The sequence below is a fragment of the Sphingopyxis sp. PET50 genome (genome assembly GCF_025244705.1).
GTDB lineage: Bacteria > Pseudomonadota > Alphaproteobacteria > Sphingomonadales > Sphingomonadaceae > Sphingopyxis.
In genome coordinates this window covers 1,183,204-1,201,726 of record NZ_CP104207.1, presented here as the reverse complement: position 1 = coordinate 1,201,726, position 18,523 = coordinate 1,183,204, and the positions used below count along the sequence as shown (strand labels likewise).

Here is an 18,523-nt window from a genome sequence, read left to right as displayed (position 1 = left end):
GGCGCGCCAGGGCGCGCGGTGAGACGGTGGCATGGCATATTCGGGACGGTTACCGGCAAGGCAACGGGCGATTGCGGGCGGCGCAGCGCTGGTCGCCGCGCTGGCCGTCGGCGTCGGTCTGCTCGGCGGACTCGATCTGACGGTGGTGCGGAAGACCGGCGATGCGATCACCGCTTTCGCGCTCCCCATGCCGCCGCCCGAGCCGCAAGCGGTTCCCGAGCGCAAGCCGTCCGAAGCCGCCTCCGGCAAGGCATCGGCCGCCAACCTGCGCGCCAGACCGGCCCCCGTCGAGGCTCCCAGGCCTGTCGTGCTGCCGGTCGCCGCGGCCCCCAAGGCGGGCGATGGCAGCGAGGCATCGGCTGGCGCCTCGGCGACCGCAGGCCCCGGTTCGGGCGCGGGCGGCCGTGGCGACGGCTTGGGCGCCGAGCGGTGCGGGAAATGGTGCGGGCGGCGCTACCCGGCCCGTCTGGCGCAGCGGAACCATCGCCGACCGCGACTATCCGAAGGCGGCGCGGCGCGCGCGGGTCGGGGGCGAGGTCGAGGTGCGCTTCACCGTTGAAACCAGCGGCCGGGCAACGCGATGCCGCGTGTCGCGATCGAGCGGCGACGCCTCGCTCGACGCCACCACCTGCCGCCTGATCGAGGAGCGTTTCCGCTTCAGACCCGCGACCGATCCGGCCGGGCGCGCGATCGCCAGCGATTATGGCTGGCGCCAGACCTGGTGGCTGGAGCGGCACTGACGTCCTGGAAACCTCCCGCGATGCGACAAAAATGCGACACATCGCGAATGATTCTCAATAGTGATTGACTCTGCGAATAACTCTCAATAGCGGGCGAGCAACAAAGCCGCAATAAAAGGGGGTTCTCCATGAAGACGTCATCCGCCGCATTCCTCGCTCTCTCCTGCGTGGGAAGCCTCGTCACCGCGCCCGCACTCGCCGCCGAATCCGGCGCCGACGCGACCGACCAGCAGAGCGAACGCGACCGCAGCGACGAACGCGAGCAGATCATCGTCACCGGCCAGCATTACCAGACGCAGCAGGAATCGCCGAAGTCGACCCGGTCGGTCCGCGACACGCCGCAGACCGTCACGGTGATCACCGGCGAGACGATCGAGCAGCAGAATCTCCTGACCCTCCGCGACATGCTGTCGACCGTCCCCGGCATCACCTTCGGCGCCGCCGAGGGCGGTTCGCCGCCGGCCGACTCGATCGCGCTGCGCGGCTATTCGGCGGGCAGCGACATCACCCAGGACGGTGTACGCGACAGCGGCGCCTACAGCCGCTCCGACTCATTCAACCTCGAACAGCTCGAAGTCGTCAACGGGGCCAATTCGGTCTATGGCGGTTCGGGCAGCGTCGGCGGCTCGATCAACCTGGTGACCAAACGCCCGCTCACCGAAACCCGCGTCGTCGTGACGGGCGGCATCGGCACCGACAATTATTATCGCGGAACGATCGACGCCAACATCCGCGCCAGCGAATTGATCGCATTCCGTATCAACGCCATGGCGCACAAGAATGACGTGCCGGGCCGCGATGTGGAAGATTACAAGCGCTGGGGCGTTGCGCCTTCGGTCACGCTTGGCGTTGGCGGCCCCACCAGCCTAACGGCGCAATATCTCCACCAGGAGGACAATAATATCCCGCAATATGGCGTTCCCTATTATCAGAACGCGGTCAACAGCGGGCTGCTCGCGGGCGTCGATCGCAGCGACTATTTCGGCTATCGCAACGTCGATACGCAGGAAATCACCGTCGATCAGGCGACGCTGACCTTTGAACACAGCCTCAGCGACACGGTGTCGATACGCAATCTCGCCCGCTGGCAGCAGGTGACGCAGCTGACTATCGTCGGCCCGCCGCAAGGCACATATTGCCTCGCGAACAATGTGCTGCCGACGGGCCTTCCCTGCCCCGCCACGGTTCCTGCCGGCTATTATCTCATCGGCGGGCCGCGCGGCACGTTCCGCGATTCCAAGAACGAGATCATGTACGATCAGCTCGACCTGCGGGCGGTCTTCAACACCGGCGCGATCGAGCACACGCTGGTCGCGGGCGCCTCGGCGAGCTGGGAAAAATATACGCTGGGGAACGGCAACCTGTACCGCAACGCGGACGGCACGCCGGCTTTCACAACATTCCCGCTGGTCAACATCGCCAACCCGAACGAAGTCGTTCAGGGACCTCCGGGCTTCGTCTATGGCAGCAACGTCTATACCGGCCCGATCAACTTCTTTGAAAGCGCCCGCCAGCGCGGCGAAGTGAACAACTACGCCGTCTATCTGTTCGACGCGATGAAGATCGGGAAGTTCGAGCTCAACGGCGGCGTACGGTGGGAAAACAACAGCGGCAATTATCGCACCGATGCCGTGTCGCCGCAGCGTGTCGTCACGACCGGCCCGGTCCTTCGCAACGAAGCCGATCTTTTGTCCTATCGTATCGGGCTGGTCTATAAGCCGGTCGAGAGCGTCACGCTCTACGCCGCTTACGGCAATTCGCGGACCCCTTCGATCAGCGCGGTCAACGGCGCCTGCGTTGCCGCCACCTGCAACGTCGATCCCGAAAGCGCGCGCAACTACGAAATCGGCGCGAAAGCGGAAGTCGCGGGCGGCAAGCTGCTGCTGGCAGCCTCGGCGTTCCGCAACGAGCGCAACCAGTATAAGGTGCCGTCGAACGACATTTCGATCCCCGACCAGGTACTCGATGGCAAGTCGCGGGTCGATGGCATCGCGCTGAGCGTCGTCGGCAAGATCACGCCGCGCTGGTCGATCACCGCCAACTACACCTACCTCGACAGCAACCTGCGTCAGTCGGTGTCGGATTTCTGCATCGCTAATCCGGGATCGACCGGTTGCAACAACAGCGTGGCCTTGCCCGACCCGGCACGCGGTGCTCAATTGCAGAACACTCCGAAGCATTCGGGCAGCCTGTTCACGACCTATGAATTCCCGTTCGGCGTGACGCTGGGCTATAGCGCGACCTATCAGGGCAGCTTCGCCCTGAACCTGCCAGCACTGGCGACGCCGACCACGTTGACTCAGGTCTTCCGTTCGGACGATTATCTCGTGCACAGCGCCTATGTCGCCTATGCGTTCAACGACAAGCTGAAGGCGCAGCTCAACGTGAAGAACTTCACCGACAAGCTGTACTTCACGCGCATCCGCAACAATGGCTGGGCGACGCCCGGAGACGGTCGCGCCGCGGTCTTCTCGCTCAGCTACACCTACTGATCGCTGGTTGGGGGCGGAAGCATCCGCTTCCGCTCCCGCCATTGATTAGCGTTTGAACCTATGGCAGCGCGAAGCGGTCGTATCCGAGGGGATGTCCCGCCATGCTGATTGCCATTCCCGACCTTTTGTCCGCGGACGAAGTCGCTGACATCCGGGCGCTGATCGACGCCGCCGAATGGATCGACGGCAATGCGACCTCCGGCCCGCAATCGGCGCTCGCCAAGCGCAACGAGCAGCTCCCCGAAGATGGCGACACCGCCAAGCGCGCGGGCCGCATGATCCTCGAAGCGCTGGGCCGCTCGCCGCTCTTCTTCGCCTCGGCGCTGCCGCTCAAGATATTTCCGCCGCTTTTCAACCGCTATGGCGCGGGACAGGAGTTCGACACCCATGTCGACAATGCGATCCGCCTGAAACGCGGCAGCGATTTCCGCATTCGCAGCGACCTGTCGATCACCGTCTTCCTGGAAGCGCCCGAAAATTACGATGGCGGCGAGTTGCTGGTCGAAGATCATTATGGCGTGCAGCGCGTCAAGCTCGCGGCGGGCCATGTCGTGCTTTATCCTTCGTCGAGCCTGCACCGGGTGACACCGGTCACGCGCGGGACGCGCGTCGCCTCCTTCTTCTGGCTGCAATCGATGATCCGCGATGCCGAAGAGCGGCGCATCCTGTTCGACCTCGACCGCTCGGTGCAGCGGCTGACCGGCGAACTTGGCGGCAAGGACCGCTCGGTGATCGAACTCACCGGCGTCTATCACAATCTGCTGCGCCGCTGGGCCGACGCCTAATCGAGCATCGCGCGCCAGGCGCACGATACATGTTCGCGGCCGTTGGCGAGGATGCAGGCGGCAATGTCCTGCTCCTCGGCGAGCGCAATCCCACACTCCGCGCCCAGCACGGTCAGCGCCGTCGCCCAGCCGTCGGCCATCATGCAGCTGCGGTGGACCACCGTCACCGACCGCACGCCGTTGGCGATGGGGCGCCCGCTGCGCGGATCGAAGCTGTGCGAATAGCGCTTGCCGTCGATCTCGACGCCGCGGCGATAGTCGCCGGAGGTCGCGACCGACAGATCGTGGAGCGCGAGGCGCCAGGATGCGCCAGACCACGACGGCGGCAGTTCGACATCGACCCACCACGGCTGGCCGTCAGGGCGAATCCCTTCGCCGCGCAATTCGCCGCCGACTTCGAGCAGGAAGTGGCGCACGCTTTGGGCGAGCAGCCAGTCGGCAGCGAGATCGACGCCATAACCCTTGGCGATGCCCGACAGGTCGAGCAACGCACCCTTGTGGCGGCGAATGCGCCGGCTGTCGGGATCGAAGTCGATGCCACCGGGCTTCAGTGCCGCGATCGCGGAAACGGTGTCGGCGGGCCCGGACGCACCGAAGCCCCACGCCTCGCTGAGTTCGCCGACCGCGAGGCTGAAGGCACCGTGGCTGATACGCCCAATCTCTTGTCCCGCCGCGACGACGCTAGCGAACTCGGGCGGAATGACGCACCATTCACCTGCGGGCGCGCGGTTGAAGCGAGAGAGGTCGGACTCTGGTTCCCACTGGCTCATTTGCCCGATCACATGATTGAACGCGGCCTGCACGCCCTCGATCACCCCGGCGGGCGGCGCGACGGCGTGCAGGGACCAGACGGTCCCCATGGTTTCGCCGACGAAGCTTTCGATGACCGCCCCGGCGCCGCGCCCGGCAAAAGCGGCGGGCGTCAGCGCACGGGGAATCAATATGCGGTCGGTCAGGGCGCGAGCACTTCCAGCGTCGTGACATAGCTTGCGCGACGCTGCGGCGTTGCGCTCATGCCGCATGGCGGGCCTTCGCCCTCACCCTCGGCGCGCGGCGTGGTGACATTGACCCAATAGAGACCGGGTTCGGCCCAGTTAATCAAGACCTTGCCCTCGGCATCGGTCTTGAGGTCCATCTGGCCGAGGTCATTGCGATAGCGGATGCCGCCGGGAATGACCGTCACCGGCAGGCCGGCTGGTCGGCTTGCCGTCGAGCAGGAACTGAAACGTCGCCGTCTCGCCCGCGATCAGGTCGTTGGGGTGCGTCACCGGGACCAGTTCGATGCCCTTGCCGGTCGGCTTGAAAAGCGTGTCGGTCGGTTCGCCCACCGTCACGAAAATCTGGTTGCGGTTGCTCATCTCGGCGGTCTTCACATTGGTCGCGCCTGGCCGGGATGCGTTCGGCGAGGTTGGCGGTGGTCGTCCCGCGCGGCAGGCGCTCGGTCTTGCCGCCCAAATCATAGCTGCCCATCACGCCATCGACCGCCGATTCGATCTTCCACGTCCCCTTCTGCGTCAGATGGACGTCGAAGGTGCTGCGATAGCGGCCCGTGGCCTTGTTCTCGATCTGCACTTGGGTGCCGTCGGGCGCCCAGGCCTTCACCGCGTCGAGGCGCAGCGGCTGATGCTCGAAATAGAAGAGGTCGTTCGACACCGCGGCATCGACGGTCACCCAAACATCATCGCCCGACAGGACGGTCGAGGACGGCATCATCCATTGGCGGTGCGCGCTGGCCGGAACCGCGATCATCGCCGCGAGCGCGGCGGTCGCCGCAAAACCCCAAAGCTGCTTTTTCATCGTCCTGCCCTCTTCTGATCAATCAACGGAAAGAAATCGAAACGGTACCAAGCTCGGCCTTGCCCGCGGCCTTGCCGCCCACCCCGGCCTTGCCCGGCCAGGTAAAGGGAATGCGGAGCATTTCGCGCCCGCCGACTTCGCGCGCGGCTTCGACCACCAGCACATATTCACCCGCCGCCGCGGCGCCGAGCTGGGCACGGGTGAAGCTGATCTTGTGGGTGCCGGGCGCGCGCGTCGCGCCGGTGATGCCGTTGGCCGGAAAGGTCATCGAACGGCCCGACACGCGCCACCACTGGCGCACGTCGCGCAGCCATTTGGTGCCTTCGTTGCCCTTCATGTCGTGATCGTACCAGACCGCCACGGTCTTTGCCTTGGCGCCCGCCTTTTCGACCCAGAAGGCGACATAGGGCCGGTGATATTCGGCGACCTTCAACTGCGGAATGGTGACGGTGACGTCCATCGTCGCGGGCTGTGCGGCGGCGAGCGTCGGCACCGCGAGCGCGACGGTGAGAGCCCCCCGGTCAGGATCGTACGCGTGGCTGGCTGCATGGTCGTGGCTCCCTAGTGAATATAGATGATGGCGATGGCGGCGGGAATCGCGAGCCCGGCGCCGACGAGCGGCCAGGTGCTCTTGCGCTTGGCCGAATGGAGCCAGAGCAGGAACAGGCCGGTAATCCCGAAGACGAGGCAGGCGAAGGCGAAGACATCGATGAACAGGCTCCACTCGCCGCCCGAATTGCGGCCCTTGTGGAGATCGTTGAGATAGGAAATCCAGCCGCGGTCGGTGACTTCGCCAGTGACTTCGCCGGTCGCGCGGTCGATATCGACCCAGGCGTCGCCGCCAGGACGCGGCGCGGGCAGATAGACATTCTCCGGCGCCCATTCGGCCTCACCCGCCTTCACGGGAAAATGAGCCTCAACCCAGTCGGCGACGGGTTTCGGCAGTGGCCCCTTGGCATCGGCGGGTTCGGCCTTGGCGAGCTGGGCGAGAAGTGCCGAGCGGAATTTGCGCGGTCTTTTCGCTGACCACCGGCGTGCCTTCGATGTCGGCGGCATGGTTCAGCGTGAATCCGGTGACCGCGAACAGGACCAGCCCGATCAGGCTGACCGCCGAACTCATCCAGTGCCACATATGCAGCTGCTTCAGCCAGAAGGCTTTCCGGCTTTTCTTCGTCGCCGGGCGTTTGGGAGAGGGAGCGTGCATGAGATCAGTCTGATAGAGGCTGTTGCACCGCCACTATCGAGAACGATTCTCAATTACAACAACTAATCCCGCTTTTCCGGTCGCTTCGTGGCGGAGCGTCAAAGGCTCGGCAGGTCGAGGCCCTTTTCGCGCGCGCAGTCGATCGCGATGTCATAGCCCGCGTCGGCGTGGCGCATGACGCCCGTGCCGGGATCATTCCAGAGTACGCGCTCGAGCCGCTTCGCTGCCGCCTCGCTGCCGTCGGCGACGATGACCATCCCGGCATGCTGCGAATAACCCATGCCGACCCCGCCGCCATGGTGGAGCGACACCCAGGTCGCGCCGCTCGCGGTGTTGAGCAGTGCGTTGAGCAGGGGCCAGTCGGACACAGCGTCGGAGCCGTCCTTCATAGCTTCGGTCTCGCGATTGGGCGAAGCGACCGATCCCGAATCGAGATGGTCGCGGCCGATCACCACCGGAGCTTTCAATTCGCCCCGCGCGACCATTTCGTTGAATGCGAGGCCGAGCCGATGGCGGTCGCCCAGCCCGACCCAGCAGATACGCGCCGGCAGACCCTGAAATTGAATCCTCTCGCGCGCCATGTCGAGCCAATTGTGGAGATGCGCGTTGTCGGGCAGCAATTCCTTCACCCTGGCGTCGGTCCGATAGATGTCCTCGGGATCGCCCGATAGCGCCGCCCAGCGGAACGGCCCGATACCGCGGCAGAAGAGCGGGCGGACGTAGGCTGGAACGAAGCCGGGGAAATCGAAGGCATTTTCGACCCCCTCGTCCTTCGCCATCTGGCGGATATTGTTGCCATAATCGGTCGTCGGTACGCCCGCGGCCTGCAGGTCGAGCATCGCGCGGACATGCACCGCCATCGACGCCTTGGCGGCCTTGGCGACCGCGGCGGGATCGCTCTCGCGCTTCGCGAACCATTCGTCGAGGCTCCAGTCGGCGGGCAGATAGCCGTTCACCGGGTCGTGTGCCGAGGTCTGGTCGGTGAGCAGGTCGGGACGAATACCGCGGCGGACGATTTCGGGCAGGATTTCGGCGGCGTTGCCCAGCAGGCCGACCGAAATCGCCTTGCCCTCGCCGTGGGCCTCCTCGATCCTCGCCAGCGCCTCGTCGATGCTCGCCGCCTGCCTGTCGAGGTAGCCGGTGCGCAGGCGCATTTCGATGCGGCTCGGCTGGCACTCGATCGCGAGGCACGACGCGCCTGCCATCACCGCCGCGAGCGGCTGCGCGCCGCCCATGCCGCCAAGCCCGGCGGTCAGCAACCAGCGCCCTTTCAGGTCGCCGCCATAATGCTGGCGCCCCATCTCGACGAAGGTTTCGTAGGTGCCCTGAACGATGCCCTGGCTGCCGATGTAGATCCAGCTGCCGGCGGTCATCTGGCCGTACATCATGAGGCCCTTCTTATCGAGGGCGTTGAAATGATCCCAATTCGCCCATTCGGGGACGAGGTTCGAGTTGGCGAGCAGCACGCGCGGGGCGTTTTCGTGGGTACGAAAGACGCCGACGGGCTTGCCCGACTGGATGAGCAGCGTTTCGTCATCCTCCAGCCGCCGCAACGTCTCGACGATGCGGTCGTAGCTTTCCCAGTCACGCGCGGCGCGGCCGATGCCGCCATAGACGACCAGTTCCTCGGGCCGTTCGGCGACATCGGGGTGGAGGTTGTTCATCAGCATGCGCAGCGGCGCCTCGGTGAGCCAGCCTTTCGCGGTCAATTCGGTCCCGGTGGCGGGGCGGATGACGCGGCTGTTGTCGATACGGGTCATGCTGGTCCTTTCGCAAATTCGAGACATGCGGCGATGACCTGTTCGAGCACAGGCCGGATCGCGGGGTCGGGATCGAGGGGAGGCGGCCAGTTGGCGGGAGCAATCACGGCAGGCTCGGCCATATAGCCACGCTGCGCCAACTCCATCTGGATCGCGTGGATGCCGTTCTCGGGGCGACCATAATGTCGCGTCGTCCAGCCGCCTTTGAAGCGGCCGTTGACGACATGGCTGTGCCTGCTGGCGGCGCAGATGCTGGCGACGATGGTTTCGAGTTCGGGGGCCGACGTCGCGCGGCCGTTGGTGCCGATGTTGAACTGCGGCAGTTCGCCGTCGAACAGGCGCGGCACGCGGCTTCGGATCGAATGGGCGTCGTACAGCACAGCCCTGCCATGCAGCGCCTTCAGCCGATCGAGCTCCGCCGCCAGCGCCTCGTGATAGGGGCGGTGATAGAGGTTGAGCCGCTGCGTGATCGACGCCTCGTCGGGCTCGCCGAAGCGATAGAGCGGTTCGCCGTCGAAGGTCGTCGTCGGACATAGCTCGGTCGTCGCCTGCCCCGGATAGAGCGACGCGCCCGACGGGTCGCGGTTCATGTCGATGACGCTGCGCGAAATGTCGGTTGCGACCAATGTCGCGCCAAGGTCGGCGGCGAAAGCGTAGAGATCGGCGATCCACCAGTCGGTGTCGATCTGCGCGTGCCAGGGCGACACGAACTGGTCGTCGAAACCTGCGAGATCGGTCCCGCCGTGCGGGAAGGCAATGACGAGCGGCGCGTCGCCGCGATGGACGCGCAGCCAGCTCACGCCACGATGCCGGGCAGTTCCCCGACGAGGTCGACGAGCTTGCCGCAGCGGATCATGTCCTGCGCCGCCGCGATGTCGGGCGCCATATGGCGATCCTCTTCGAGCGTCGGGACATAGGCACGCAGCAGCCCGCGAACGCGCTCGATCGCCTCGCTCGACTTCAGCCCACCGTGGAAATCGCACCCCTGCCCCGCCGCGAGCAGTTCAATCGCAAGGATCGCGTCGACGTTCCTCGCCATCTCCGACAGCCGCCGCGCGCCATGCGCCGCCATTGACACATGATCCTCCTGATTCGCCGAGGTCGGGATCGAATCGACGCTCGCCGGATAGGCGCGCTGCTTGTTTTCGGACACCAAAGCCGCCGCCGTAACCTGCGGAATCATGAAGCCCGAATTGAGGCCAGGCTTTGCGACGAGGAAGGCAGGCAATCCCGACAGGGCCGGATCGACGAGCATCGCGGTACGGCGTTCGGACAGGCTGCCGATTTCGCACAAGGCCATGGCGATCATGTCGGCGGCGAAGGCGACGGGTTCGGCGTGGAAATTGCCGCCCGACAGCGCTTCGTCGGTCTCGGGAAAGATCAGCGGATTGTCCGACACGCCGTTCGCCTCGACCAGCAGCGTCGCCGCCGCCTGCCGCAGCAGGTCGAGTACCGCGCCCATCACCTGCGGCTGGCAGCGCAGGCAATAAGGGTCCTGCACGCGCACGTCGCCGAGCACATGGCTGGCGCGGATTTCGGACCCAGCCATCAGCGCGGCGAGCGCCGAGGCGGTCTCGATCTGCCCCTGGTGGCCGCGCAGCGCATGGATGCGCGGATCGAACGGCGTGTCGGAGCCTTTCGCCGCTTCGGTCGAAAGGATGCCAGTGACGAGCGCGCTGCCATAGAGCCGATCGGCCTCGAATAGCCCCGCGAGCGCATAGGCAGTCGAGAATTGCGTGCCGTTGAGGAGCGCGAGTCCTTCCTTGGGGCCAAGCACCAATGGCGCCAGCCCGGCATCCGCAAGCGCATCGGCGGCCGGAACGCGCGCGCCCTCGACCCAGATTTCGCCCGCACCGATCATCGCCGCCGCCATGTGCGACAAGGGCGCGAGGTCGCCCGACGCGCCGACCGAACCCTGCGCCGGAATGACCGGGATCAGATGCCGATCGAGCGTCGCCTCGAGCATTTCGATCGTCGCGGGGCGCACGCCCGAAGCTCCGCGCGCGAGGCTCGCGAGCTTCAAGGCCATCATCAGACGCGCGACCGGCACCGGCATCGGGTCGCCCACGCCCGCCGCGTGGCTGAGCACGATATTGCACTGGAGCGTTTCGAGGTCGTCGGCCTCGATCCGTACCGTCGCCAGCTTCCCGAAACCCGTGTTGATCCCGTAAACCGCCTCGCCGCGCCCGAGGATACGCTCGACCGCCGCCGCGCTTTCAGCAATGGCGGCGCGGCATTCGGGCGCCAGCTGCACCGGCGCGCCACGATACACCTCGCGCCAGTCGGCGAGGCTGATCGATCCGGGGGTCAGATACATGTTCCGTCCTTGATGCGCGTGCAAAGCGGGTTGAAGCCGATACGATAGACGAGCTCGGCGGGTTCGGTGCTGTTCCAGATCGCAAGATCGGCGGCCTTGCCGACCTCCAGCGTGCCGACGTCGCCGTGCAGGCCGAGCGCCCTCGCGGCATTCACCGTCACCGCGCGCAGGCATTCGGTCACCGACAGCCCGAACAGCGTCGCGCCCATGTTGAGCATCAGCAGCAGCGAGGTCGTCGGCGAGGTGCCGGGATTGCAATCGGTCGCGAGCGCCATCGACACCCCCGCCTCGCGCAGCGCGGCGACCGGCGGCTTGTGGGTCTCGCGCATGAAATAGAAGGCGCCGGGCAGCAGCACCGCCACCGTCCCGGCCTCCGCCATCGCCGCGACATCGGCATCATTTATATGTTCGAGATGGTCGGCGGAGAGCGCATGATAGGAGGCCGCGAGGCTGGCTCCCGCCAGATGCGACAGTTGCTCGGCGTGCAGCTTGACCGGCAGGCCGGCGGCTTTCGCGGCGTCGAACACGCGCGCGATCTGTCCGGGCGTGAAGCCGATGCCTTCGCAGAAACCGTCCACGGCATCGGCGAGGCCCGCTGCCGCGGGGATGATCCGGTCGCAGACCAGATCGACATAGGCGTCGGCATCGTCCCAATATTCAGGCGGCACCGCATGCGCCGCGAGCAGAGTTGCCACAACCCGCACACGGCGCGCCTGCCCAAGCGCCCGCGCGGCGCGCAGCATCTTGATCTCGTCGTCGAGCGTCAGCCCGTAACCCGACTTGATCTCGATCGTCGTGACGCCCTCGGCGATCAGCGCATCGAGGCGCGGCAGGGCCGTCGCGACCAGCCCCGCCTCGTCCATTTCGCGCGTCGCGCGCATCGTCGAGACGATACCGCCGCCGGCGCGCGCGATCTCCTCATAGGTCGCGCCTTCGAGCCGCATCGCCCATTCGTTGGCGCGGCTGCCGCCGTGGACCAGATGGGTGTGGCAGTCGATCAGGCCGGGGGTGATCAGCCTGCCTTCGCAGTCGATGGTGTCGGTAGCCACCGGGGCATCGGCGGCATCGCCGACCCAGGCGATCCGGCCATCGGCGACCCCGATCGCGCCATGTTCGACCAGCCCGAGTCCGTCGCCGGTCAGCGTCGCGATTCGGGCGTTGGTCCAGAGTCGATCCATGGCTCCAACTTGCCAGCTTGGAACATTATGTCTAGACATAATGTCAACAAGCGGAAGGAGCGCGGCGTGGCGGCACTTTGGTTCGAACAGGTACTGCTGCCGGACGGCTGGGCGCAGAATGTCCGCGTCTCGGTCGAGGCCGGGCGCATCGACCGTGTCGAAACGGGCGTTGCCACGCAGCCGGGCGACGAGCGCCACGCCATTGTTCTGCCCGGCCTTGCCAACCTCCATTGCCACGGTTTCCAGCGCGGCATGGCCAGCCTCTCCGAATTTCGCGGCGCGCCCGACGACGATTTCTGGAGCTGGCGCGACATCATGTACCGCTTCCTCGACCGGCTGACGCCCGAGGATGTTGCCGCAATCAACGCCCTCGCCTTCGTCGAGATGATGGAAAGCGGCTTCACCCGCGTCGCCGAATTCCATTATCTGCACAATGACGCCGATGGACGCCGTTACGCTGATCCCGCCGAAACCGCGGGCGCAGTGATCGCGGCGGCGGAGGAGAGCGGCATCGGCCTCACCCTCCTCCCCGTCTTTTATGCGCATGGCGACTTCGGCGGTGCTCCGCCCGCGCCGGGGCAGCGGCGTTTCCTGTCCGACATCGACGGCTTCGCGACGCTTGTCGAAGCAAGCCGGTCGAAGCTGCCGGCCGATGCCGGTTTCGGTATCGCGCCGCATTCGTTGCGCGCGGTGACCGCCGGGGAACTCGCCGCGATCCTGCCGCTCGCGGGCGACGGACCGATCCATATCCATGCGGCCGAACAGATGCGCGAGGTGGACGCGTCGCTCAAATGGAGCGGCCAGCGTCCGGTCGAATGGCTGCTGAACAACGCCGATGTCGATGCGCGCTGGTGCCTCGTCCATGCGACGCATCTAACCGACGACGAATGCGACCGGCTCGCGGCGAGCGGCGCGGTCGCGGGGCTGTGCCCGGTCACCGAGGCCAATCTGGGCGACGGCATCTTTCCCGCGACGCGCTACCTCGCCGCGGGCGGCGCCATCGGGATCGGTACCGACTCCAACATCCTGATCGATGCGGCGGGCGAGCTTCGCGCGCTCGAATATAGCCAGCGCCTGCGCGACCGCCGCCGCGCGATGCTGGGCAGCGAAGCGGTGCGCAGCATCGGCGAACGGCTGTTTCGCGAAGCCTTGGTCGAGCGGCGCGCGCGCCACCGGCGCGGGCACCGGAATTGCAGCGGGCCAGCCTGCCGACCTCTTCACACTGGCGACCGCCGACACCGCCTTCGCCGGTGCCGATACAAGCACGATCCTCGACCGCTGGGTCTTCGCCGCGCGCGGAAACTCCGTCGACTGCGTCTGGCGCGCCGGGCGCAAATGGGTTTCGGGCGGGCGCCATGTCGCGCGCGACGCCGTCGCCGAGCGCTACCGCCGCACGGTCGCCGCCCTGCTCGCATGAGTTTCGACGCCCGCATCCGCGCCGCGATCGAGGGCGATATCCGCTCGGGTACGCTGCGCCCCGGCGACAAATTGCCGTCGGAACATGAGCTGGCGGCGCTGCACGGCTGCGCGCGCGCGACGGTGAGCAAGGCGATGGCGGCGCTGCATCGCGCGGGGCTGATCGAACGGCGGCGCAAGGCGGGTTCGTTCGTCGCCGATCAGCACGTTCATTCCGCGGTGCTCGAAGTTCCCGACCTGGCGCAACTGATCGAGGCGCGCGGACACGTCTACCGCTGGCAGCTTCTGTCGCGCGAGCTGGCGGGCACCGAGGTTCGCATTCGAGGCCTGCATTGCGAAGGGGATACCGTCATCGCCATCGAAACCCGGTCGATCGTGGTCGAGACAGTCCCCGATGCGGCCACCGAGCGCTTTGACGATGTCGCCCCCGGCACCTGGCTGCTCGCACACATCCCCTGGACCTCGGCGCGCCATCGCATCCGGGCGGCGGGGGCATCGGCAGAAGAGGCTCATGCACTCGGCATCGCCGAAAACACCGCCTGCCTGATCCTCGAACGCAGCACCTGGCGCGGCGAGGCGGCGGTCACCACAGTCCGTCAGATATTCCGCGGCGACATGTTCGACATGGTCGCCCATTTCGAGCCCAGCCGCGGCTGAACCGCCTTCATCGCGCCATTCGCGCTTCCCACGCCAGCATCGTCGCCCGCAGCGCCGCCGCATCGTGCAGCGCATTGTGCGGCACCGCGCTCACCGCCGCGGGGCCGATGATATCGGGATCGACCAGTTCGAAGCTGATACTGCGCACCGGCTTCATATAACCCGGCCCGGTAATCAGCAGCCGCGCCGCCAAGGCGATGTCTTCGGGCCAATCGGCGACGAGGTGCGGTGCGGGATCGTTCATCAGATAGGCGGCGAACAGATCGCGCACCACGTCACGCGACCGCGGCTCGGCATCGAGTACGGGCAGCGCGTTGGCGCGCACCCACTCGGTTGGCTGCTCGATGAGGATCGCTTCATAGAAAGGCGCGACCGCTTCGTCTTCCGGCACCAGCGCGATCGAAATTAGTTCACCGCAGAATCCATTGAACTCTGTATCGAGAAAATAGCGCATCGGTCGCCCCCCTGTCGTCACGCATCCTCATAGCGGGAAAGGGGGCGGAGACGCAGTGTTTGCAAGCGCCCATTTCGATCGACTTGAAAATCGCCGTCCCGCACCAGCGCCTGATCGCGCGGATCGTTCTGCCGGTCGCGCCCACTTTCGTGCCTCTACTGAGCCCCGAACGCGTGAACGGCGTCATCGCAGCCGCCGAAGCGGCGGCCGCCGCCACGATCGCCTGCGATGATGAATCGTCCCTCCAGCACAGTCGCAGAACTGCCGCCGACCAGGAGGGTAAAGCTTCCCGCTTCAACAATGGGGGCCAGATTCTTATCGAGCAATTCGAAATCGCTGCTTCCGAGCGTGAAGCGCACATGTTTGCGCTCGCCGGGCGCAAGCGGAATACGGGCAAAACGCTTGAGCGCCTTCACAGGACGCGTCGTGCTCGCAATATCGTCGCGCAAATAGAGTTGGACGACCTCTTCAATGACGTATCGGCCCTCGTTTGCGATCCAGAACCCAACCTCCAGCGTGTCGTCGGCAGAAATCCGCTCGGAAGATAATTGCAGCGCTTCGTAACGGACAGCCGAATAGCCGAGACCATGTCCAAAGGGATAGAGCGGAGTCCGCGGCGCATCCACATATTTGGCACTGTTCCGCTCGGTTTCGCTCGCCGGGCGCCCGGTGCTGCGATGATCGTAATGGACGGGGATTTGCCCGACGTGGCGCGGCATGCTGATCGGCAGCCGGCCCGAAGGGCTCACGTCGCCGAACAGGATATCGGCGAGCGCCGATCCCGCCTCGACTCCGGGGTACCAGGCCCACAGAATTGCGGGTGCGCGCGCCGCAAGCTTCCCAATCGTCAGTGGGCGGCCAGCGAAAACCACCGTTGCCACCGGCTTGCCGAGCGCCAGTATCGCATCGGCGAGCGCCTGCTGATCGGGGGCGAGGTCGAGCAGGACGCGGCTGCGGGCCTCGCCGCTCATGTCCCAATCCTCGCCGATACAGAGAATGACGGCGTCGGCTGCGCGCGCTGCCGCCAAGGCCGCCTCGCCGCCCGCGCCATGCAGCACCCGCGCGGCGGACCCGAGCGCCGCGGCGATTCCCTCACGCGGCGTGACGGCATCGGCGGCGACGCCGGTCGGCGCCCAGCTTCCCAGCATCGAACGACGATCGTCGGCGAGCGGCCCGACGACCGCGACCGTGCGTAGAGTCTTGGGCAGCGGGAGAAGCTGACCTTCATTCTGGAGCAGGACGAAGCTTTTGCGTGCGAGATCACGCGCGACCATACGATGCTCGCGGCGAAGCGTCTCACGCCTCGCGCGCACGGGGTCGCAGTTGCGATAGGGATTTTCGAACAACCCCAGCGCCGCCTTGGCCTGAAGCACCCGCCGCACCGCCGCATCGACGAGCCCGACATCGAGCCGGCCCTCGTCGATCGCCGCAGGCAAAGCCCCGGTATAGATAGCGCTGACCATGTCGACATCGACACCCGCCTCCATCGCGAGCACGCCGGCATCGAGGTCGTTCGCCGCGACGCCGTGCGCGACGAGTTCGCGAATGCCCGTATAGTCGCTGACGATCAGGCCGTCGAAATGCCATTCGCCGCGCAGCACATCCCGCAGCAGCTCACGATTGGCGTGCATCGGCACGCCGTTGACCTCGTTGAACGCGACCATCACGCTCCCCGCTCCCGCCGCGAGCGCGGCGCGGAAAGGGGGATAATGATATTCGGCGAGGCGCCGCGCCGACACATCGGCGACGTCATAGTCGCGCCCGCCCTCGACCGCGCCATAGGCAACGAAATGCTTGGCGGTCGCAAGCATCGCGTCAGGATCCGACAAACGCCTGCCCTGAAATCCCCGCACCCGCGCTTCGGCGAAACGGCACGCGAGTTCGACATCCTCGCCCGCGCCCTCGACGACGCGGCCCCAGCGCGGATCGCGTGCCATGTCGACCATCGGGGCATAGGTCCAGTGGAGACCATTGGCGGTCGCCTCGATCGCCGCGATCCGCGCGGCCCTTTCGGCCGCCGCAGGGTCGAAGCTCGCCGCTTCGCCGAGCGGCACGGGGAAGATAGTACGAAAGCCGTGGATCACATCATCCGCAAAAAGCAGAGGAATGCCGAGGCGCGTCTCCTCCACCGCGATGCGCTGAAGGCGCCGGGTAGTTTCGGCGCCATAGACGCTGAGGAAGGAACCGACGCGCGCCGCGCGCACATCGGCTTCGCTGCCCGCTGGAACATGGGGTCCGGTGTCGTTGCGCTCGCCGCGCGCCTGCACCAGCTGACCGAGCTTTTCAGCCAGCGTCATCCGCGCCATCAGGGCGTCGATATCGGCCGCGGCGATACGCGGCGCCGCCTTCGCTCCGATGCCGGCGAGAACTGCGGCGGCAAGGGCCCCTGCCCGCAGGAAATAGCGGCGGCTCAGGCCATGCCCGTCGGACATGCTGCATCCTCCTTGCAGGTTATCGAACGGCGTCCGTAGCGGGGCGCGTGCCTGTCTCGACCCAGCCCTTCAGCGCGTTCCAGGTCGCCGTCATCTGTTCGGGCGTGAAGCCGCAATGCGTATAGCCTTCGACCCCGCCGACCGGCAGCGGAGCTTTTGTGCCCGGGACCGTGTATTGCGCGAGCCGCTTTCCGTTGCTAGGCCGCCGCGACGATACGTCCCAGTGCCTCCGACTGCGCATAGGGAACGAGCGAGTCGATGCGGTTGTGGATCGTGACCAGCGGCACGTCGAACCGGCCGGTCGCCTGATGCCAGCGGCGCGCGTTGGCGACCGCAGCCGGGCCCGCCGTGATCCGCTGGACCTTGGCGTTGAAGGCGGCCGCCTCCTCGCCCGTCATCTCGGGACTCGCATAGGTCTTGCCGATATTGCCGTAGATGTTGCCGCCCAGCGTCGCCTTGAGGTCGTCCATTCCGAGCGCCACGGTGACGAGCGGAAAGGCGATCGACGCCACTTCCGGTTCGAAACCGCCGATCGAGGCGACCTGCTTCAGGATGCGCGCTTCACGCCCGTCGGGGTTCGCCGCGGCCGCCTGCGCCAGCATCAGCACTGGCATGGCGATCTGCACGATACGTCCGTTGCGGAAGGCGTCGCTGCTCGCCGCTTCACCCGCAGGCGGGTCCATCGGGAATGCCGACTTGAGCAGGTCGTGCTCGCCTGGCAGGGCATAGGGCGTGCCTTCGGTCAGCACATTATAGGCCGCACGCATGTCGATGAGCTGCGCGAACAGGCTTTCCCAGCCGTCGGTGACGCCGCACGCCGAAATCGCGCCTAGCAAAGGCTTTCGGATGCTGTTCGATCAGCGACATGACGATATTGCCGCCCATTGACCCGCCCGCGACGAGCACGCGCTTCGCACCGAGTTTCACCAGAAAATTGCGCAGGCGCAGCGTATTCTCGCTTGCCGTTTCGACCCCCATGCCCGCCTTGTCATAGGCGCTGTGTCCCGCCGCATAGCCGTCCTGGTAGACCTTCAACATCATGCCGTTGGTGCCGACCGCCGCCGACAGCGGGTCTTCGGCGACGGCAACAGGCGATCCCGGCGCGGAATAGCCGTGCGCAAAGAGCAATGCGCCGCCCTTCCAGCCCGCCGGGAAAGCGACCGAAAACTGGTCGCCTTCAAGCCTCCCCGCGAGGACGAATCCGCCGTCCGGCGCAGGAAGCGTCTTGAGATCGGTCGCGCCCAGTTTCGCCGCCCGCGCGATGAGGCCCGACTGCGCTGGCGTCAAGGCT

15 protein-coding genes and 2 pseudogenes are annotated in these 18,523 nt (G+C 66.3%); 5 read left to right on the top strand and 12 right to left on the bottom strand.

Going from position 1 to position 18,523, the window contains the following annotated elements:
• Positions 1-31 precede the first annotated feature (31 nt).
• The 4 genes from N0A20_RS06215 (at position 32) to N0A20_RS06200 (ending at position 4,017) form a co-directional block, all read left to right on the top strand.
• Positions 32-559 carry a hypothetical protein gene (locus N0A20_RS06215; protein ID WP_260583079.1) on the top strand — a complete coding sequence of 176 codons (528 nt, stop codon included), beginning with the start codon at positions 32-34 and terminating at the stop codon, positions 557-559.
• The gene (locus tag N0A20_RS06210) at positions 543-740 is read left to right on the top strand and encodes an energy transducer TonB (protein WP_260583078.1); all 198 of its coding nucleotides are present in this window, start codon (positions 543-545) and stop codon (positions 738-740) included. The genes N0A20_RS06215 and N0A20_RS06210 overlap by 17 nt, the downstream gene beginning before the upstream one ends.
• Before the next feature lie 128 nt (positions 741-868).
• The gene (locus N0A20_RS06205; RefSeq protein WP_260583077.1) at positions 869-3,232 is read left to right on the top strand and encodes a TonB-dependent receptor; all 2,364 of its coding nucleotides are present in this window, start codon (positions 869-871) and stop codon (positions 3,230-3,232) included.
• A 101-nt stretch (positions 3,233-3,333) separates the two neighbouring features.
• Positions 3,334-4,017 carry a Fe2+-dependent dioxygenase gene (locus N0A20_RS06200; RefSeq protein ID WP_260583076.1) on the top strand — a complete coding sequence of 228 codons (684 nt, stop codon included), beginning with the start codon at positions 3,334-3,336 and terminating at the stop codon, positions 4,015-4,017.
• Here the strand turns inward: N0A20_RS06200 and N0A20_RS06195 are convergent.
• From N0A20_RS06195 to hutI, 8 genes and pseudogenes are all read right to left on the bottom strand, one after another.
• Positions 4,014-4,958, bottom strand: coding sequence for an FAD:protein FMN transferase (locus N0A20_RS06195; RefSeq protein WP_260583838.1), 945 nt, complete (start codon positions 4,956-4,958; stop codon positions 4,014-4,016). The two genes, N0A20_RS06200 and N0A20_RS06195, sit on opposite strands and share 4 nt — an antisense overlap.
• 11 nt (positions 4,959-4,969) lie before the next feature.
• Positions 4,970-5,814: pseudogene (locus tag N0A20_RS06190) on the bottom strand (DUF4198 domain-containing protein).
• Positions 5,815-5,836: 22 nt separating this feature from the next.
• Positions 5,837-6,274: a DUF2271 domain-containing protein gene (locus N0A20_RS06185; protein WP_260583837.1), complete on the bottom strand. Its 438-nt coding sequence runs from the start codon at positions 6,272-6,274 to the stop codon at positions 5,837-5,839.
• A gap of 101 nt (positions 6,275-6,375) precedes the next feature.
• Positions 6,376-7,018: pseudogene (locus N0A20_RS06180) on the bottom strand (PepSY-associated TM helix domain-containing protein).
• A gap of 98 nt (positions 7,019-7,116) precedes the next feature.
• A complete protein-coding gene (gene hutU / locus N0A20_RS06175; protein WP_260583075.1) occupies positions 7,117-8,778 on the bottom strand; it encodes a urocanate hydratase in 1,662 nt (553 codons plus the stop codon).
• Positions 8,775-9,578, bottom strand: a complete 804-nt coding sequence (hutG, locus tag N0A20_RS06170; RefSeq protein WP_260583074.1) for an N-formylglutamate deformylase — start codon at positions 9,576-9,578, stop codon at positions 8,775-8,777. The genes hutU and hutG overlap by 4 nt, the downstream gene beginning before the upstream one ends.
• Positions 9,575-11,095 (bottom strand): histidine ammonia-lyase, encoded by a 1,521-nt coding sequence (gene hutH, locus N0A20_RS06165; RefSeq protein WP_260583073.1) that lies wholly within the window; start codon positions 11,093-11,095, stop codon positions 9,575-9,577. The genes hutG and hutH overlap by 4 nt, the downstream gene beginning before the upstream one ends.
• The gene (hutI, locus tag N0A20_RS06160; RefSeq protein ID WP_260583072.1) at positions 11,086-12,273 is read right to left on the bottom strand and encodes an imidazolonepropionase; all 1,188 of its coding nucleotides are present in this window, start codon (positions 12,271-12,273) and stop codon (positions 11,086-11,088) included. The genes hutH and hutI overlap by 10 nt, the downstream gene beginning before the upstream one ends.
• 66 nt (positions 12,274-12,339) lie before the next feature.
• Here hutI and N0A20_RS06155 point away from each other — a divergent pair, with 66 nt between their 5' ends.
• A complete protein-coding gene (locus N0A20_RS06155; RefSeq protein ID WP_409574737.1) occupies positions 12,340-14,346 on the top strand; it encodes a formimidoylglutamate deiminase in 2,007 nt (668 codons plus the stop codon).
• A gap of 7 nt (positions 14,347-14,353) precedes the next feature.
• On the opposite strand, the gene N0A20_RS06145 is transcribed toward N0A20_RS06155, so the two are convergent.
• From N0A20_RS06145 to N0A20_RS06130, 4 genes are all read right to left on the bottom strand, one after another.
• Positions 14,354-14,800 carry a hypothetical protein gene (locus tag N0A20_RS06145; protein ID WP_260583070.1) on the bottom strand — a complete coding sequence of 149 codons (447 nt, stop codon included), beginning with the start codon at positions 14,798-14,800 and terminating at the stop codon, positions 14,354-14,356.
• A 155-nt stretch (positions 14,801-14,955) separates the two neighbouring features.
• Positions 14,956-17,232 (bottom strand): glycoside hydrolase family 3 N-terminal domain-containing protein, encoded by a 2,277-nt coding sequence (locus N0A20_RS06140; RefSeq protein ID WP_260583069.1) that lies wholly within the window; start codon positions 17,230-17,232, stop codon positions 14,956-14,958.
• 197 nt (positions 17,233-17,429) lie between these two features.
• The gene (locus tag N0A20_RS06135; RefSeq protein ID WP_260583068.1) at positions 17,430-18,068 is read right to left on the bottom strand and encodes a hypothetical protein; all 639 of its coding nucleotides are present in this window, start codon (positions 18,066-18,068) and stop codon (positions 17,430-17,432) included.
• The gene (locus N0A20_RS06130) at positions 17,983-18,519 is read right to left on the bottom strand and encodes an alpha/beta fold hydrolase (RefSeq protein WP_260583067.1); all 537 of its coding nucleotides are present in this window, start codon (positions 18,517-18,519) and stop codon (positions 17,983-17,985) included. Before N0A20_RS06130 ends, N0A20_RS06135 begins: the two co-directional genes overlap by 86 nt.
• Positions 18,520-18,523 lie beyond the last annotated feature (4 nt).

What these genes read in the sequence shown, in the direction of transcription:
- hutH (WP_260583073.1), bottom strand. Translation starts at nt 11,095, where the DNA reads ATGTATCTGACCCCCGGATCGATCAGCCTCGCCGACTGGCGCGAGGTG.
- hutI (WP_260583072.1), bottom strand. Translation starts at nt 12,273, where the DNA reads ATGGATCGACTCTGGACCAACGCCCGAATCGCGACGCTGACCGGCGAC.
- N0A20_RS06200 (WP_260583076.1), top strand. Translation starts at nt 3,334, where the DNA reads ATGCTGATTGCCATTCCCGACCTTTTGTCCGCGGACGAAGTCGCTGAC.
- N0A20_RS06205 (WP_260583077.1), top strand. Translation starts at nt 869, where the DNA reads ATGAAGACGTCATCCGCCGCATTCCTCGCTCTCTCCTGCGTGGGAAGC.
- N0A20_RS06140 (WP_260583069.1), bottom strand. Translation starts at nt 17,232, where the DNA reads ATGTCCGACGGGCATGGCCTGAGCCGCCGCTATTTCCTGCGGGCAGGG.
- hutU (WP_260583075.1), bottom strand. Translation starts at nt 8,778, where the DNA reads ATGACCCGTATCGACAACAGCCGCGTCATCCGCCCCGCCACCGGGACC.
- N0A20_RS06215 (WP_260583079.1), top strand. Translation starts at nt 32, where the DNA reads ATGGCATATTCGGGACGGTTACCGGCAAGGCAACGGGCGATTGCGGGC.
- N0A20_RS06185 (WP_260583837.1), bottom strand. Translation starts at nt 6,274, where the DNA reads ATGGACGTCACCGTCACCATTCCGCAGTTGAAGGTCGCCGAATATCAC.
- N0A20_RS06145 (WP_260583070.1), bottom strand. Translation starts at nt 14,800, where the DNA reads ATGCGCTATTTTCTCGATACAGAGTTCAATGGATTCTGCGGTGAACTA.